The organism is Streptomyces sp. NPDC014894 (genome assembly GCF_043080985.1).
Taxonomy (GTDB): Bacteria; Actinomycetota; Actinomycetes; order Streptomycetales; family Streptomycetaceae; genus Streptomyces.
The window spans coordinates 309770-325565 of sequence record NZ_JBIBWD010000007.1; the positions used below are offsets into that span (position 1 = coordinate 309770).

6 protein-coding genes are annotated in these 15796 nt (G+C 75.3%); 4 read left to right on the forward strand and 2 right to left on the reverse strand.

Features of this window, described 5'->3' with window-relative positions:
• Positions 1–6: 6 nt before the first annotated feature.
• On the reverse strand, positions 7–3129 hold the full coding sequence (locus ACF089_RS19125; protein WP_392027869.1) for an AAA family ATPase: 3123 nt from the start codon (positions 3127–3129) through the stop codon (positions 7–9).
• A 440-nt stretch (positions 3130–3569) separates the two neighbouring features.
• Between ACF089_RS19125 and ACF089_RS19130 the strand changes: the two genes are divergently transcribed.
• The 4 genes from ACF089_RS19130 to ACF089_RS19145 all read left to right on the forward strand — a co-directional run bounded on the left by ACF089_RS19130 (position 3570) and on the right by ACF089_RS19145 (position 14287).
• Complete coding sequence (locus ACF089_RS19130) at positions 3570–6422, forward strand: AAA family ATPase (RefSeq protein ID WP_392027871.1); 2853 nt, start codon at positions 3570–3572, stop codon at positions 6420–6422.
• 482 nt (positions 6423–6904) lie between these two features.
• On the forward strand, positions 6905–7138 hold the full coding sequence (locus ACF089_RS19135; RefSeq protein ID WP_392027874.1) for an MbtH family protein: 234 nt from the start codon (positions 6905–6907) through the stop codon (positions 7136–7138).
• Positions 7135–9276 carry an ABC transporter ATP-binding protein gene (locus ACF089_RS19140; protein ID WP_392027876.1) on the forward strand — a complete coding sequence of 714 codons (2142 nt, stop codon included), beginning with the start codon at positions 7135–7137 and terminating at the stop codon, positions 9274–9276. Before ACF089_RS19135 ends, ACF089_RS19140 begins: the two co-directional genes overlap by 4 nt.
• 91 nt (positions 9277–9367) lie before the next feature.
• Positions 9368–14287, forward strand: coding sequence for an amino acid adenylation domain-containing protein (locus tag ACF089_RS19145; protein ID WP_392028181.1), 4920 nt, complete (start codon positions 9368–9370; stop codon positions 14285–14287).
• A gap of 171 nt (positions 14288–14458) precedes the next feature.
• On the opposite strand, the gene ACF089_RS19150 is transcribed toward ACF089_RS19145, so the two are convergent.
• Positions 14459–15697, reverse strand: a complete 1239-nt coding sequence (locus ACF089_RS19150; protein ID WP_392027879.1) for a sensor histidine kinase — start codon at positions 15695–15697, stop codon at positions 14459–14461.
• Positions 15698–15796: the final 99 nt, after the last annotated feature.

A 15796-nucleotide genomic window follows, 5' to 3' on the forward strand; every position in this document is an offset into this window, starting at 1 on the left:
CGGGCCTCAGACGGGGGAGATCCGCAGCCGGGGCCGCAGCTCGGTACGGCGGTTGACCTGGAGCTTGCGATAGACCCGGGTCAGATGCTGCTCGACGGTGCCGACCGTGACGAGCAGCGTCTCGGCGATCTGCCGATTGGTGTGGCCGTGCGCGGCGAGCGCGGCCACCTTCCGCTCGGCCTCGGTCAGTTCGGCCGGACCCGGCGCGGGCGGACGCTCGCGGTCGGCCGGGGCGGGCCCGCCGCCGTCGGCCCCCTCGCCGGGGGGCGCGGTCTTCGGCGCGCCCAGCCCGTATCTCCGGGCCAGCCGGTGCGCGCCCCGCGCCGCGGCGAAGGCGTCGTCGTGGTCGCCCAGCGCGTGCAGGGTGTGGCTCAGCTCGGTCAGCGACAGCATGAGTTCGTACCGGTCGCCGCACCGCTCCAGCAGATCCGCCGACTCCCGCAGCGGGGCCGCCCGCCGGGCCGGGGGAAGCGTCGACGCCCACACCCGCAGTGTGATCCCCCGGGTCCTGGAGGGACCGGGCCGGAGCAGGGCCAGCTGCTCGGCGATCAGTGCGGCCGCCCGGTCCCGCTCGCCCAGTTCGAGAAGGGCCTGGGCGGCGTCGCCGCGCCACGGGACCAGCCCGGGGGAGACGAAGCCCCAGGTCTCCATCGCCGTGCCGCAGTCGGTGAAGTCGCGCAGGGCCTCCCCCGGCCGGCCGGTCGCCAGCCGGTGGCGGCCGCGCGCCTGGAGGTAGTGCGGGCCGCACGGGGTGCGGAACATGGCCTCGGGGACCGGCCGGGCCAGATACGCGGCGGCCTCGTCGTGCCGACCGGTCGCGGTGGCGGCGAGCACCGCCGCCGAGAGCGGGATCCCGACCGCCACGCCCCAGCTCGCCGGGGAGATCCGCGCCAGGGCGTCCCGCGCCCGTGACTCGGCCGCCGCCAGATCGCCCGTACGGAGCGAGATCACCGCGCGGGCCGACTCCAGCAGGGCGTGGCCGACCGCGTCGCAGCGGGTCGCGGCCTCCCTGAGCAGCGGATCGCACCAGCGCGCGGCCTCGGCCGGCCGGTCGTCGTAGACCAGCGCGGCGAGCGCCGCGAGGACATGGCCGGAGGCCGCCTCGCCGAGCCGGGTCTCGCGCAGCACCTGCTCCGCCCCGGCGAGCGCCGAGTCCCCGGGCGCCCGGCTCAGCGCGGCGAGCAGCGCGTCGGCGGCCCGCAGCCGCCGCCCGGCCGACGAGGGACGGGCCCCGCCGCTCACCGCGGGGGGCGGCGAGGCGGGCGGGGCTTCCATGACCTTCAGGACCTCCGGGGCCGCCGGGGCCTGCGGGGCCGCCGGGGCCTGCGGGGTCTCCGGGGGCGGCGGTACGAGGGCTTCCGCCGGTACGGGCAGGGGCGGCGGCGGGGTCTTCTGCGTACGGGTCACGGCGTCGAGCAGCTCGGGGCAGACGCAGGCCATCAGCAGACCGATGGACCCCCACTCGCCGTTCGCCGGAGAGCCCGCCGGGCCGCCTGCGAGAGCGCCCGCCGGGCCGCCCGCCGGAGCGCCCGCCCGGCCTGCCGCCCGGCGGATCAGGGGCGCGGCCTCCTCCGTCCGCCCGAACCAGAGCAGCCGGGAGAGCAGCGCCCGGGTGGCGCGGTCGTCGAGAGCGCCGTCGTGGGCCGCGGCGGCGAGCCCGGACAGCAGCGGGCGGACGGCGGCCGGGTCGGTGCGCCACTGGGCGTCGGCGAGGGCGCTCGCGGCCCGCACCCGGGAGGGCCCGTCCGGGCTGATCCCGTACGCCCTGCGGAAACAGTCCAGCGCGAACTGCCGCTCGCCGTCGGCCCAGCTCCGGGCGGCGGCCTCGTGCAGCACGGCGGCCGCCCAGGGCTCGCGGAGCCCCGGGCCGCGGGCCGGGAGGCCCCCGGTGTCCGGACCGGCGGCCGCGAGGAGGTGACCGGCGACGGCGGGCGCGGTGTGGCCCTGGTCGTGGAGGAGCCGGGCGGCGTGGGCGTGCAGCCCGGAGCGGAGCCGGGGGCCCATGGCGGCGAGCAGCGCGGCGCGCAGCTCCGGGTGGCGGAACCGGCCGCCGTCGAGCAGTCCGGCCGTGTTCATGGTGTCGAGGAGGTGGGAGACCTGCGCCGTGTCCAGCCCGAGGAGTCTGCCGAGCAGTCCCGGGGGCGCGGGTTCGCGCAGGATCGCCAGGGCCTGGGCGACCCGGTGCGCTCCGGGCTCGCCCCGGTGCAGACAGCCGGTCCACGCGCGGACGAACGCCGGTCCGACGATCGGCCGTGCCCGGTCCGGGCCGAGGCCGTGCCGGTCGGTGAGGAGCGCCCGTATCAGCAGGGGGTTGCCCCCGGTGAGGGAGTGGCTGACCTCGGCGAGACGGCCGCCGGCCGCCGTGCCGAGCCGTTCGGCGATCAGCCGGGCCTGTCCGGCGGGCGACAGGAGGCGCAGGGCGAGCCGGGCGCAGTGCGGGCGGCCCCGTAACTCGGCGTGCAGCAGCGGGTGGTCGGGCCAGCCGCCGGGGCGTTCGGTGAGGATCAGCAGGATCCGGGAGGACGGTAATCGGTGGGAGAGGGAGAGCAGGGCGCGCAGGGACGCCGGGTCGGCGTGGTGCGCGTCGTCCACCCCGATGACCAGGGGGGTGCGGGCGGCCCGGGAGAGCAGGGCGGCGCAGAAGCGGCGCGGGACGTCCGCGGCGATCCCGCCGTCGCCGCCGATGTCGTAGACCTCGCCGTCCCCGCCGGCACTGTGGGTCCCGCCGTCCCCGCCGGCTCCACCGATCCGGTCGGCCGCGTCGATCCCGTCGGTCGCGTTCGCCCCGCCGAACCCACCCGCCCCGTACGGCGGTCGCGGCCCTGGCGGAGGGCCGGACGGCGACCCGGCCCGGCCGCGCGCCGTCCCCTCGTCCCCGGGCGCGGCGGTCAGCGAGCGCAGCAGCCCGCGCACCACGCCCAGCGGTTCGTCCCGCCGCCCGGCCGCCGCCGTGACCCGGACGAAGCGCGCTCCCGCCGAGGTCGCCTCGGCGGCGAAGGAGCGCAGCAGCGTGGTCTTTCCCGAGGCCACCGCGCCGCTGAGGAGCACCACCGCCCCCCGGCCGTCCAGACTCGCGGAGAACAGGGCTCGCAGTGTCGCCAGCTCTCGGTCCCGCTCGATCAGCTGCATAGACGTGTCCCCAACGGATGGCGTATTTCGTCTGGTACTGACGTCGACTGGACTTACGGTGACGAGGATGGTGCCCTGCGTGAGGAGTAGACCATGTGAGGCGTCACAGGAAGGTCACCGCCGAAGCCGCGTTCCGTACGGGTTCGGCGGGAGCCGATGGGACGGTTCTGGCTGGTGGTCCGCTGTGGGGCGGCTGTGGAACGCGGGGGCCGCCGCGGGGCCGCGCCCGGGCCCTTGACCGCCGCCGGACGGTATGCGCGCGCTCTGTGGGCTGTTCGGGATCGAAACAGTCCACAAACAGACGTTTGTCCTTCGGGCTTCGCGGTGCGAGAGTCAGCACGAGCGGTGTCCGGCCGGCCATCCCGGGCCCTGACACCGCTTGCCCGGAACGGGGGTTCGGGGGCGCGCAGGCAGGAGGGCGGCTGCTTGGGGGACGGGACATGCCTGGCACGAGCTTGGTGGAGCGCACGGAACAACTCCGCGCCCTGGACGACGCGCTCGCCGACGAGCGGTCCCCGGTCGGCGTGGTCCTCGTCGAGGGCGCCGCCGCCGTCGGCAAGACCAGCCTGCTCCACGCCTTCGCCGACCGCGCGCCCGCCGCCGGACGGGTCTTCCTCCACGCCTCCGCCTCCCGGGTCGAGCGCGAGCTGCCGCTGAGCGCCGTCGGCCGGCTCTTCCAGCACCCGGTGCTCTCCGCGGCCGAGACCGACCGGGCCGAACGGCTGCTGAGGGAGGGCGCGCTCGCCGCGCTCTCCCACGGACCCGGCTTCGAACCCGACGCCGCCGTCCAGGTGCCCGCCCGGATCCTCGGCGGGCTCGGCGAGATCCTGCTGACCGCCGCCGAACGCGTACCGCTGGTCATCGGGATCGACGACGTCCACCACGCGGACGCGGCCTCGCTGCACTTCCTCCTCCATCTCGCCTGCCGCGCCTCCGGAGCCAGGACGCTGCTGGTGCTCACCCAGTGCCTGCGCACCTCGCGGGCCCATCCGCTGCTCCACGCCGAACTGCTCCGCAGACCCGGCGCCCGGCGGATCCGGCTGGAGCCCCTCTCCGCGCACGGGGTCGCCCGACTGCTGGCCGACCGGCTCGACCCGCGCTCCGCCGAGCGGCTGGCCGCCGAGTGCCACACCGCCAGCGGCGGGAATCCGCTGGTCGCCCAGGCGCTGATCGAGGACACCCTCGGCTCCCGGCCGGCCGCCCCGCCCGAACCCGACGGCAGCCCCGCCGCGCTCACCACACCCTCGCCCGTCTTCGGGGACGCCTTCCGGCAGGCCGTGCTGACCTGCCTCTTCCACTCCGAGGCCAGCGCGCTCGCCCAGGCCGCCGCGGTCCTCGCCGAGGACGCCTCCGACCCCGCGCTCGGCGAAGTGGTGCAGTACGACGCCGAGTCGATCGCGCTGGCCCGCGACGCCCTGCGGGCCACCGGACTCCTCGGCCCCGACGGCTTCCGCCACCCCGCCGTCCCCGCCGCCGTGCTCAGCGGGATGCGCCCAGGAGCCCGTACCGCGCTGTACGTACGCGCCGCCCAGGTGCTGCACGGCCAGGGCGCGCCCGCGCGGGTCGTCGCCCGCAGACTGCTCGCCGCCGACCGGGCGGGCGCGCCCTGGGCGGTCGCGGTGCTGCGGGACGCGGCCCGCCAGGCCTGGGCCGACGGCGAGCCCGCGCACGCCATCTCCTGTCTGCGGCTCGCCCTCCAGGAGTGCGCCGACGACGCCGGGCGGCCCGCCGTGCTGCTGGACCTGGCCCGCGCCGAATGGCAGCTCGACCCCGCGATCGCCGCCCGCAGACTCCCCGAGCTGACGCGCGCGCTGCGCGAGGGCCGGCTCCCGGCCGCGAGCGCGGCCCGGCCCGTCTCCTGGCTGCTCTGGCTCGGCCGGGTCGACGACGCGCTCGATCTGCTGCACCGTACGGAGCCCGGCGGGGGCGGCCCCGACGGGCCCCTGTGGTGGCTGCCGTACGGCTATCCCGGGCTGCGCCGGCCGCCCGTCCCCGCCGCCGAGCGGACCGGCCCCGGCGGACTCGCGGCGGCCGCCCCGCCGCTCCCCGCGCCGCTGGCCCGCTCCCGGGAGACCGCCGCGCTGCTGGCCGGGGTGCTGCCGCCGGGGGACCACCGGGAGACGGTCGTCCGCGCCGAGGACATCCTCCGGCAGCCCGGCCACAGCACCCGGACCGTGGCCCCCCTGGCGGCGATCGCGGCGCTGATGTGCGCCGACGAACTCGACCGAGCGGAACGCGCCTGCGACCGGGTCGCGCGCACGGTCGCCCAGGGACTCCCGCTCGGCAACGCGCTCTTCATGTCGCTGCGCGCCGCGATCCATCTGCGCCGCGGCGAACTGGAAAGGGCCGAGAAATTCGCCCATGAGGCGCTCGGCCTGATCACTCCGCAGGGATGGGGAGTCGCCCTCGGCATTCCGCTCTCCGTGATGCTGGCGACGCTGACCGCACGCGGCAAGCACGACGAGTTCGAGGAACACTTCGGCACCGCCGTTCCCGACGCGATGTTCCACACCCCGAGTTGTCTTCCCTATCTCCGCACGCGCGGCCGCTACTATCTGGCGATCGACCGCCCGCAGGCGGCGCTCGCCGATTTCCAGGCGTGCGGGGACCTGATGACCCGCTGGGAAATGGACGTACCCGGATTCATCCCCTGGCGCACCGATCTCGCCGAGGCACGTCTCGCCCTCGGCGACGCCGCCACCGCGGGCCGGCTCGCGGGCGAACAGCTGAAACGGCTGCACCCCGGCCAGTACCGGACGCGCGGGCTGACGCTCCGCGTCCTCGCCGCCGCCTGCGAACCCCACGCCCGGGTCAAGGCGCTCGGCGCGGCGGTGCGGCTGCTGGAACGGTCCGGCGACCGGCTGGGCCTGGCCAGGGCGCTCACCGACCTCGGCGCGGTCTACGGCGACCAGGGCCACGACGGGCCCGCCCGCGCCATGGGGCAGCGGGCCCGGCTGCTGGCCGCCGAGTGCGGCGCCGAGGAGCTGGGACCGCTGCTCAGCCCGCTCCTCGTGCCCCGGGACCCGGCCCCGCCCGCCCCCGAGGAGCAGACCGACCCGCTGATCGGACTCAGCGCGGCGGAACGGCGCGTCGCCGGGCTCAGCGACGCCGAACGGCGGGTCGCCGGGCTCGCCGCCGGCGGCTACACCAACCGGCAGATCGCCCAGCGGCTCCACATCACCATGAGCACCGTCGAGCAGCACCTCACCCGCGTCTACCGCAAGCTCGACGTGTCCCGCAGAACCGATCTGCCGCTCCATCTGATGCTCCCCCTGGAGGGGTACCCCGCGTAAGGACCGCGCCCCGGCGGCGCGGCGCGCGCCGATCGTAGCCGCCCCGGTCCACGCAATCCATTTCCCGTGCGGGGCACTCGCTTTCCGTGTCCAAGTGCGGAGGAACACCATTTGGACATGGTGGAATTCGGCGGTCTCCGGAAGGCGCTCCGACCGGCTGTCGCATCGGCTTCGTACCAGATTTCTCGCGGCTCCGGAACAGACGCGGAAAAGCCGGGGAACAGGGCCGGAGGCAGGTCGGACAGCGCGGGACCGGTAGGTGGATCAGCGCCGGGATCCGCAGTCGGACAGCGCCCTGGAACTCTTGTCCGGGCGGCGCGCACCGTGTGACTCTGAGGCCCGGGAGGAGGCGGCGCCGAGCGTCGTCGATTCCTATCAATTCCTTTCGCGCATGGCCGATTCGGCAATGGATTCCTTTCCACCGGCCCGGCGTAACGATGAGAACTCTCCGCACAATCCGGTGCTCAAGGAAAGGATTTGTCGTGGCCAATCCCTTCGACGACGCGGACGGGACCTTCCTGGCGCTCGTCAACGACGAGGGGCAGTTCTCCCTCTGGCCCGCGTTCGCGGACGTCCCCCGGGGCTGGACCCTCGCGCACGGCCCCGGAACCCGCGCCGACTGCCGGGACTTCATCGAGCGGAACTGGACGGACCTGCGCCCGCTGAGCCTGGTCGCCGCCATGGAGGAGAACGGGACCGAGGTCCCCGTCTCATGATCGGCGGAGGGGGTCCCCTCATCCAGATCCGGGGCGGTATGGGCCCGGAGTCCCCCGAGGGCGCGCAGCGGATCACCCCCGGCACCCTCCGGCGCGTCCTGCCCTACGTCCGCCCCTACCGGGGAACCGTGGCGGCGCTGATGGTCATCACCGCGCTCGACGCGCTGATGATCGTCACCACCCCGCTGCTGTTCAAGGTCCTCATCGACGAGGGAATCCTCCCCCGGGACACCGCCGTCGTCGTCTGGGTCGCCCTGCTCGTCGGCGGGCTCGCGATCCTCCAGGCGGCGGCCGGACTCGCCGAGAGCCGGCTCTCCGGCCGGGTCAGCGAGGGCCTCGTCTACGATCTGCGCACCGCCGTCTTCGCCCATGTCCAGCGACAGCCGCTGGCCTTCTTCACCCGGGCCCAGACCGGCTCCCTGGTCAGCCGGCTCAACACCGACGTGGTCGCCGCCCAGCAGGCGATGACCTCGCTGCTGTCGATGGTGATGTCCAGCTCGCTGGTGCTCGTGCTGGTGCTCGGCACCATCTTCTATCTCTCCTGGGCCGTCGGACTGCTCGCCCTGCTGATCACACCGTTCTTCATCCTGCCCGGCCGGGTCGTCGGCCGCAGACTCCAGCGGCTGCTGCGGCGGTCCATGCAGGTGGACGCCGAGATGGGCAGCATGCTCAACGAGCGCTTCAACGTCGCCGGAGCGCTGCTCACCAAGCTCTACGGACGGCCCGCGGACGAGACCCGGCTCTTCTCCGAGCGCGCGGGCCGGGTCCGCGACCTCGGCGTGGTCACCGGGGTGTACTCCCGGCTGCTGCTGCTCTCGGTGACCCTGCTCGCCTCGCTCGCCACCGCGGTCACCTACGGCCTCGGCGGCTCCCTGGTCATCGACGGCGCGTTCCAGATCGGCACCCTGGTCGCCCTGGCCACCCTGCTGACCCGGCTCTTCGGCCCGATCAACCAGCTCTCCAGCGCCCAGGCCCAGGTGATGACGGCGCTGGTCAGCTTCGACCGGCTCTTCGAAGTGCTCGACCTGGAGCCGCTGATCGCCGAACGCGACGGCGCGGCCGCGCTGCCCCCGCCGGGCCAGTCGGCCGCCCCCGAGATCGAGTTCGAGGGCGTCTTCTTCCGCTACCCGGCCGCCTCCGCCGTCTCCCTCGCCTCGCTGGAGTCCTTCGCGACCCCGGCCCCGGAGCGCGCCGACGACTCCTGGACCCTCGACGGCGTCAGCTTCCGCGCGCCCGCCGGCAAGCTCACCGCCCTCGTCGGCCCGTCCGGCGCGGGCAAGACGACCCTGACCCATCTGGTGCCCCGGCTGTACGACCCGGACGCGGGCTCCGTCCGCGTCGGCGGCCGCGATCTGCGGGACCTCACCCTGGACTCGCTGCGCGAGACCGTCGGCATGGTCACCCAGGACGCGCACCTCTTCCACGAGACGCTCCGCTCCAACCTGGAGTACGCCCGTCCCGGCGCGACCGAGGAGGAGCTGATCGCGGCCTGCGAGGCCGCGCAGATCTGGGGGCTGATCCGCTCGCTCCCCGACGGGCTCGACACCGTCGTCGGCGACCGGGGCTATCGGTTCTCCGGCGGCGAGAAGCAGCGCATCGCGATCGCCCGGCTGCTGCTCAAGGCCCCCTCCGTCGTCGTACTGGACGAGGCCACCGCCCATTTGGACTCCGAGTCCGAGGCGGCGGTGCAGCGCGCGCTGCGCACCGCGCTGAAGGGCCGCACCTCGCTGGTGATCGCCCACCGGCTCTCCACCATCCGCGAGGCCGATCAGATCCTCGTGGTCGACGGGGGCCGGATCGTGGAACGCGGCGTCCACGAGGAGCTGCTGGCCCTGGACGGGCTCTACGCGGAGCTGTACCGCACCCAGCTCTCCCGGCCCCCGGGCGGGCCCGCGCCCGAAACCGCCCCCGTACCGGAGCGGACCGGCCCCGGCCCCGGCCCCGGACAACGGGACGGCGGACCGCGCGGCGGACCGCTCGGACCGCCGCCCGGCGGCGGGGGCGCGCCCCGTCTGCTCCCTCCGCCCGGCGGCGGCGGAGGCAGACCGCATCTCCTCCCGCCCCCCGGCGGCGGGGGCCGCCCCCATCTGCTCCCGCCCCCGGGCGGCGCCGGACATCCCTCGGGACACCGGCCCTGACCCCGTACCGCAGCACGTTCCAGGACTTTCAGCGCACCGCGTCCGATGCCGGTGACTCCCGGTGGCGAGAAGGAGAGAGACGTTGAGCCAGATGCAGGTCGAGGATGTGTGGCCGCTCGCGCCACTGCAGGAAGGACTGCTGTTCCACGCCGCCTACGACGAGGACGCGCCGCGCGACGTGTATGTCGGGCAGCGGGTGCTCACCCTGGAGGGCGAGGTGGACCCGGAGGTGCTGCGGGCCGCCTGGCAGGCCCTGCTCGACCGGCACGCCAGTCTGCGCGCCGGATTCCAGGCCCGGGGCTCCGGCGACGCGGTCCAGGTGATCGCCAAGAAGGCCCCGCTGCCGTGGCGGCTGGTGGATCTGAGCGGGCTGGGCGAGGCGGAGGCCGCCGAGGCCGAGGCCCGCGCGGCCGACGCCGACCGGGCGCGGTTCGACCTCGCGGTGCCGCCGCTGCTGCGGGTGCTGCTGGTGAGGCTGGGCCCCGAGCGCCACCGGCTCGTGGTGACGATCCATCACATCCTGATGGACGGCTGGTCGCTGCCGATCCTCTTCGGCGAGATGTGGGCGGTGTACCGGGCCGGCGGCGACACCGGGGTCCTTCAGCCGGTGACCCCGTACCGCACCTATCTGGAGTGGCTGTCCCGGCAGGACAAGGACGTCGCCCGGGACGCCTGGCGGGAGCTGCTCGGCGATCTGGAGGAGGCGACGCTGGTCGGGCCCGCCGACCGGGGCGGGCCCCCGGTGATGCTCCGGCACGTGGTCTCCCGGGCCGGGCGGGAGCTGGCCGACCGGCTCCGCCAGGTGGCGCAGAGCCAGGGCGTCACCCTGAACACGGTGGTGCAGAGCGCCTGGTCGGTGCTGGTGGGGATGGTGTCCGGGCGCACGGACGTGGTGTTCGGCGCGACCGTGTCCGGGCGTCCGGCGGATCTGCCCGGTGTGGAGAAGATGCTCGGGCTGTTCATCAACACCGTGCCGGTACGGGTCCGGCTGGAGCCGTCGCTGCCGTTCAGCGCCGTGCTCCAGCGGCTCCAGGGGCAGCACTCGGCGATGCTGGAGCACCAGCATCTCGGGCTGACGGAGATCCAGCGGGCGGGCGGCCCCGGGGCGACCTTCGACGCGCTCGTGGTCTACCAGAACTACCCGCGCGGGCCCGTCGAGCAGCCCCGCACCGGCCGCGCCGCCCGGGGCCGCGAGGCCGAGCCCCCGCGGCGCGGCGGCCCGCCCCCCGGCGGCGGCCCTCTCCACGGCGGCCCGCCCCCCGGCGGCGGTGGACCCGGCGGTCCCGGTGGACCTGGCGGTCCCGGTGGTCCCGGCGGTCCCGGTGGTCCCGGTGGGGCCCGGCCGCCCGGGGAGGCCGGGCCGCTGCACGGCGGTCCGCCGCCCGGGGACCCGGCCCGCGAGCGCGCCCCCCGGCGCGGGGAGATACGGATCACCGGCGCGGGCGGCGAGGAGGCGGCCCACTATCCGCTCACCCTCGTCGTCACCCCCGCCGACGCGATGGAACTCCGTCTCGACTACCGCCCCGACGTCTTCGACGAGCCCACCGTCCAGGCGCTGATGGCCCGGCTGGTCCGGCTCCTCGCCCAGATCGCCGACGACCCCGAGACCCTCGTCGGCCGCGCCGAGACGCTCGACGACGGCGAGCGCCGGCTGATCCTGAAGGACTGGAACGACACCGCCCGCCCGCTGCCCGACGCTCCCCTGGGCGTCCTCTTCGAGCGCCGCGCCGAGGCCGCGCCCGACGCCCCCGCCGTCTCCTGCGGCGCGCGGACCCTGACGTACGGGCAGCTCAACGCCCGCGCCAACCGGCTCGCCCACCGGCTGGCCGCCGCCGGGGTGGGCCCCGAGAGCCGGGTCGGCGTGGTCCTGGACCGTTCCGCCGACCTGGTGACCGCGCTGCTCGCGGTGGTCAAGGCCGGCGGCGCCTATGTGCCGCTGCACGGCCGCTCCGCCGACGCCGAGGTCTCCCTCGTCCTCCTCGACCAGGAGACCGCCGACCGGTTCGCGGGCGAGAAGGTCTTCTCGGCCGAGCTGTTCCCCGTCTCCTTCGACACCCTCGGCGAGGGGCCGGGCGCGGAGAACCCGGACGTACCGCTGACCGCCGCGAACCTCGCGTACGTCCTCTACACCTCCGGCTCCACCGGCGAACCCAAGGGCGTCGGCGCGACCCACGGCAATGTGGTCGCCTTCTGCCTGGACGACAGCTGGACCGACGAGGTCGTGGAGCGGGTCCTCGTCCAGGCCAATCACGCCTTCGACGCCTCCACCTACGAACTGTGGGTGCCGCTGCTGCACGGCGGCGAGCTGGTGATCGTGCCCCCGGGCGAGGTCGACGCCGTGGAGCGCGGCCGGCTCATCGCCGGGCGGCGGGTCACCAATGTGCACGCCACCGCCGGGCTGTTCGCGCTCCTCGCCGAGCAGCACCCGGAGATCTTCGCCGGGGTCCGCGAGGTGTCGACCGGCGGTGACGTGGTCTCCGCCAACGCGATCCGGATCCTGCTGGAGACCCATCCCGGCATGGTGGTCCGCTCCACCTACGGGCCCACCGAGACCACGGCGTTCACCACCCAGATCCCCTTCACCGCCGGATCCGCCGTGCCCGATCTGGTGCCCATCGGCCGTCCCATGGACAACTCCGGCGCCTATGTCCTCGACGAGGCGTTCCGGCCGGTGCCGCCCGGGGTGACCGGCGAGCTGTACATCGCCGGGGCGGGCGTCGCGCGCGGCTACGTCGGCCAGGCGGCCCTGACCGCCGAACGCTTCGTCGCCTGCCCCTTCCCGGATCCGGACGGCTCCGGGCGGGGCGGACGGCGGATGTACCGCACCGGGGACCTGGCGCGCTGGAGCCCGTCCGGCGAACTGCTCTTCGCCGGGCGCGCCGACGACCAGGTGAAGATCCGCGGCTATCGGATCGAGCCCGGCGAGGTGGAGGCGGTGCTCGCCGCGCACGCGTCGGTGAAGCAGGCCGCCGTGATCGCCCGTGAGGACCAGCCGGGCGTCAAACGGCTGGTCGCCTATGTCGTCCCGGCCGCCGCCGGGCCCCTCGACCAGGAGGGGCTGCGGGAGTACGTCGCCGGGCTGCTGCCCGACTACATGGTGCCCGTCGCCGTGATCGCCCTGGACGCGCTGCCGGTGACGGTCAACGGCAAGCTGCACCGGGAGGCCCTGCCCGCCCCGGACTTCGCCGGGCGCGTCGTCGGCCGCGCCGCCGCGACCCCGGTCGAGGAGCTGCTGTGCGGTCTCTTCGCCGAGGTGCTGAACCTGGAGAAGGTGGGCGCCGAGGACTCCTTCTTCGGACTCGGCGGCGACTCCATCATGTCCATGCTGGTGGTGTCCCGGGCGCGCCGCGCCGGAGTGGTGATCACCCCCCGGCAGGTGTTCGAGCTGAAGACCCCGGCCGAGCTGGCGCGGGTCGCGGGGACGGTGACCGCCGGGGAGCGCTCCGGCGAGGCCGACGATGTGGCGACGGGCGAGGTGCCGCTCACCCCGGTGATGCGGGAGCTGGCCGAGCAGTCGGGCTCGGTGGCCCGCTCCGGTACGCAGTCGATGCTGCTGTCGGTCCCCGCCGGGCTGGACGCCGGACGGCTGACGGCGGCGCTCCAGGCCCTGCTGGACCATCACGATCTGCTGCGGGCCCGGCTGACGGCCCCGGCGGAGGGCTCCGGCGATCCCGAGCGGCTGTTCGTCCCGGAGCCGGGCGAGGGCGCCCCGGCCGAAGACTCCGTACACCGCGTCGAGGCGCGCTCCCTGACCGATACGGAGCTGTCCGCGCTGGTCAACGCCGAGGCCAGAAAGGCGGCCGACCGTCTCGACCCGTACGCGGGGGTGATGGTCCAGGCCGTCTGGTTCGACCTGGGGCCCGAGGAGACGGGCCGGCTGCTGGTCGCCGCCCACCACATCGTCGTGGACGGGGTGTCCTGGCGGATCCTCGTACCCGATCTGGCGCTCGCGTATCTGACGCTGGAGTCCGGCGCGGAGCCGGTGCTCGAACCGGTCGGGACCTCGTTCCGGCGGTGGGCGGGCGAGCTGGCGGCGCAGGCGCGCGGCCAGGAGCGGGTGAGCGAGCTGCCGCGCTGGACGGGCATGCTCGCCGGCTCCGAACTGGTGCTGGGCGAGCGCCCGCTGAACCCGGCCGAGGACAAGCTCGCGCACGGCTTCGAACGGGTGCCGCTGACCCTGCCGGCCGAGGTCACCGCCGAGCTGCTGACCAGCGTCCCGGCCGCCTTCCACGCCGGGGTGGACGATGTGCTGCTGGCCGCGCTGGTGGCCGCCGTCGGCGACTGGCGGCGGGGCCGGAGCGAGGGCTTCGACGGCGGGATGCTGGTCGCGATGGAGGGCCACGGCCGGGAGCCGCTGACCGAGGAGATGGATCTGACCCGCACGGTGGGCTGGTTCACCGGCGTGTATCCGGTCCGGCTCGACCCCGGGGTGCTCGACTTCGCCGAGGTGCGCTCCGGCGGCGCGGCGGCCGGCCGGCTGGTCAAGCGGATCAAGGAGCAGCTGCGGAGCGTGCCCGGGGACGGTCTGGGGTACGGGATGCTCCGCCATCTCAACCCGGCGACCGCGCCGACGCTGGCGGCGCTCCCGTCGCCGCAGGTGGCGTTCAACTACATGGGCCGCTTCAGCGCGGCGGCCGGTGAGGGCGAGGCGGCCGACCGGGGCAGCTGGCGGCCGGCCGGGGAGCGGGCGATGGGCGGGACGATCGATCCGGCGATGGCGGCCCGGCACACCCTGGAGGCGGGCGGCGCGGTGCGGGATCTGCCGGGCGGCCCGGAGCTGACGGTGACGCTGGAGAGTCCGGTGGGGCTGCTGGGCTCCGAGGTGCTGGCGGAGCTGCTGACCGGCTGGGTCGCCATGCTGGAGGGTCTGGTCGCCCATGTCGCGCGCGGGGACAGCGGCGGCCACACGCCCTCCGACTTCTCGCTGATCTCGCTGGGCCAGGAGGACATCGAGGAGTTCGAGGCCACCTTCGCGGGGCGGACCGCGGCCGAGGAGGTGCCCGCGCCGTAGCGGCGCCGGACGCCCGGGGACCGTCACGGTCCCCGGGCGTTCTCCGCCGTCCCCGGGCGGTCTTCGGGCGCGCTCCCGGGCCCTGCCGGTCGGCGGCGCCCGGGGCGGATCCGCCGGTCGGCGGTGCTGGGACGGGTCCGCCGGTCGGCGGCGCCGGGGCGGACTCGCCGGTCAGCGGTGCTGGGACGGGGCGGGCGGTACGCGGTCCGGGGCGGCGGCGGGCGCGGGGGCCGCTTCGACCGGCAGCGGGAAGGAGATCTCCACCCGCAGACCGCCGCCCTCCCGGGCGCTCGCCGTGAGCGAGGCGTCGTGGGCGAGGGCGATGGCCCGCACGATGGAGAGGCCGAGCCCGTGGTGACCGTCGCGGCCCGCGGTGCGGTCGAGCCGGTGGAAGGGCTCGAAGAGCCGGTCCAGCTGCTCGTCGGGGATGGTCCGGCCGGTGTTGGCGACCGCGACGACGGCCCGGCCGTCCCGCGTCCCGCACTCGATCTCCACACACCCCCCGGGCACGTTGTAGTCGGTCGCGTTGTCCAGCAGATTGGCGATCAGCCGCTCCACCAGGGCCGGGTCGCCGGAGCTGCGCGCGGGGTCGATCCGGGTCGTCAACCGCAGCCCCCGTACGGCGAGTTCGGCGCGGGCGGCGTCGACGGCCCGCTCGGTGAGGCCGGTCAGGTCCAGCGGCTCCCGGCGGTCGAGGCCGCGCTCGCCGGTGGTCAGCGTCAGCAGGGACTCCAGCAGCCGGCCCTGCTGCTGGCAGATCTCCAGCACGCGTTCGAAGGTCGACCGCAGCTCGCCCCGGCCCGCGTCCCGGTCGATGAGCATCTCCTCGATCAGGGCGTGTTCGAGGGTGAGCGGGGTGCGCAGCTCGTGCGCGGCGTTGGCGACGAACCGTTTGTGCGCGTCGAGCGCGGTCTCCAGCCGCTCCAGCAGCCCGTCCACGGTGTCGGAGAGATCCTTCATCTCGTCGCGGGGGCCGTCGGCGGCGAGCCGTTCGTGCATGTTCCGGGCGGTGATCCGCCGGATCGTGGTGGTCATCGTGCTCAGCGGCCGCAGCACCCGGTTCGCCACCAGCCAGCCCAGGGCCAGGGAGATCAGCGTCATGATGGCGAGCGCGATCCCGGAGTGGACCAGCAGGCTCTGGAGTTCGGCCTCGTGCTGCCGGGTGGCCTGCTCCCGCAGCTCCTTCCCGAGGTCGCTGAGCTGTCCTTCCGCCGGTCCCTCCACGGTGCCGGGGCCGGGCCCCGGGCCGATCGTCACCGCCGGTCCCGGACCCCGTTTGATCTCGTTGAAGACGCTCTTCGGCGACTGGCTGACCAGCAGGAAGAGAATGGCCAGCAGCACGGTGCCGGAGACCGTGAAGAGCGTTCCGTAGAGCAGGGTCAGCCGGGTGCGGACCCGGATCGGCCGCAACCGGGCGAGGAACCGCGACGACGACGGAGGTGGCGGCGGGGCGGACGGGGCCGGCCGGTCCGGCCGGGACGGCGGGGCCGACGGGGACGGCGGGGCCGG

Bases quoted from the DNA above. Each gene is read 5' to 3' on its own strand.
- ACF089_RS19140 (WP_392027876.1), top strand. From the start codon at position 7,135: ATGATCGGCGGAGGGGGTCCCCTCATCCAGATCCGGGGCGGTATGGGC.
- ACF089_RS19130 (WP_392027871.1), top strand. From the start codon at position 3,570: ATGCCTGGCACGAGCTTGGTGGAGCGCACGGAACAACTCCGCGCCCTG.
- ACF089_RS19125 (WP_392027869.1), bottom strand. From the start codon at position 3,129: ATGCAGCTGATCGAGCGGGACCGAGAGCTGGCGACACTGCGAGCCCTG.
- ACF089_RS19145 (WP_392028181.1), top strand. From the start codon at position 9,368: ATGCAGGTCGAGGATGTGTGGCCGCTCGCGCCACTGCAGGAAGGACTG.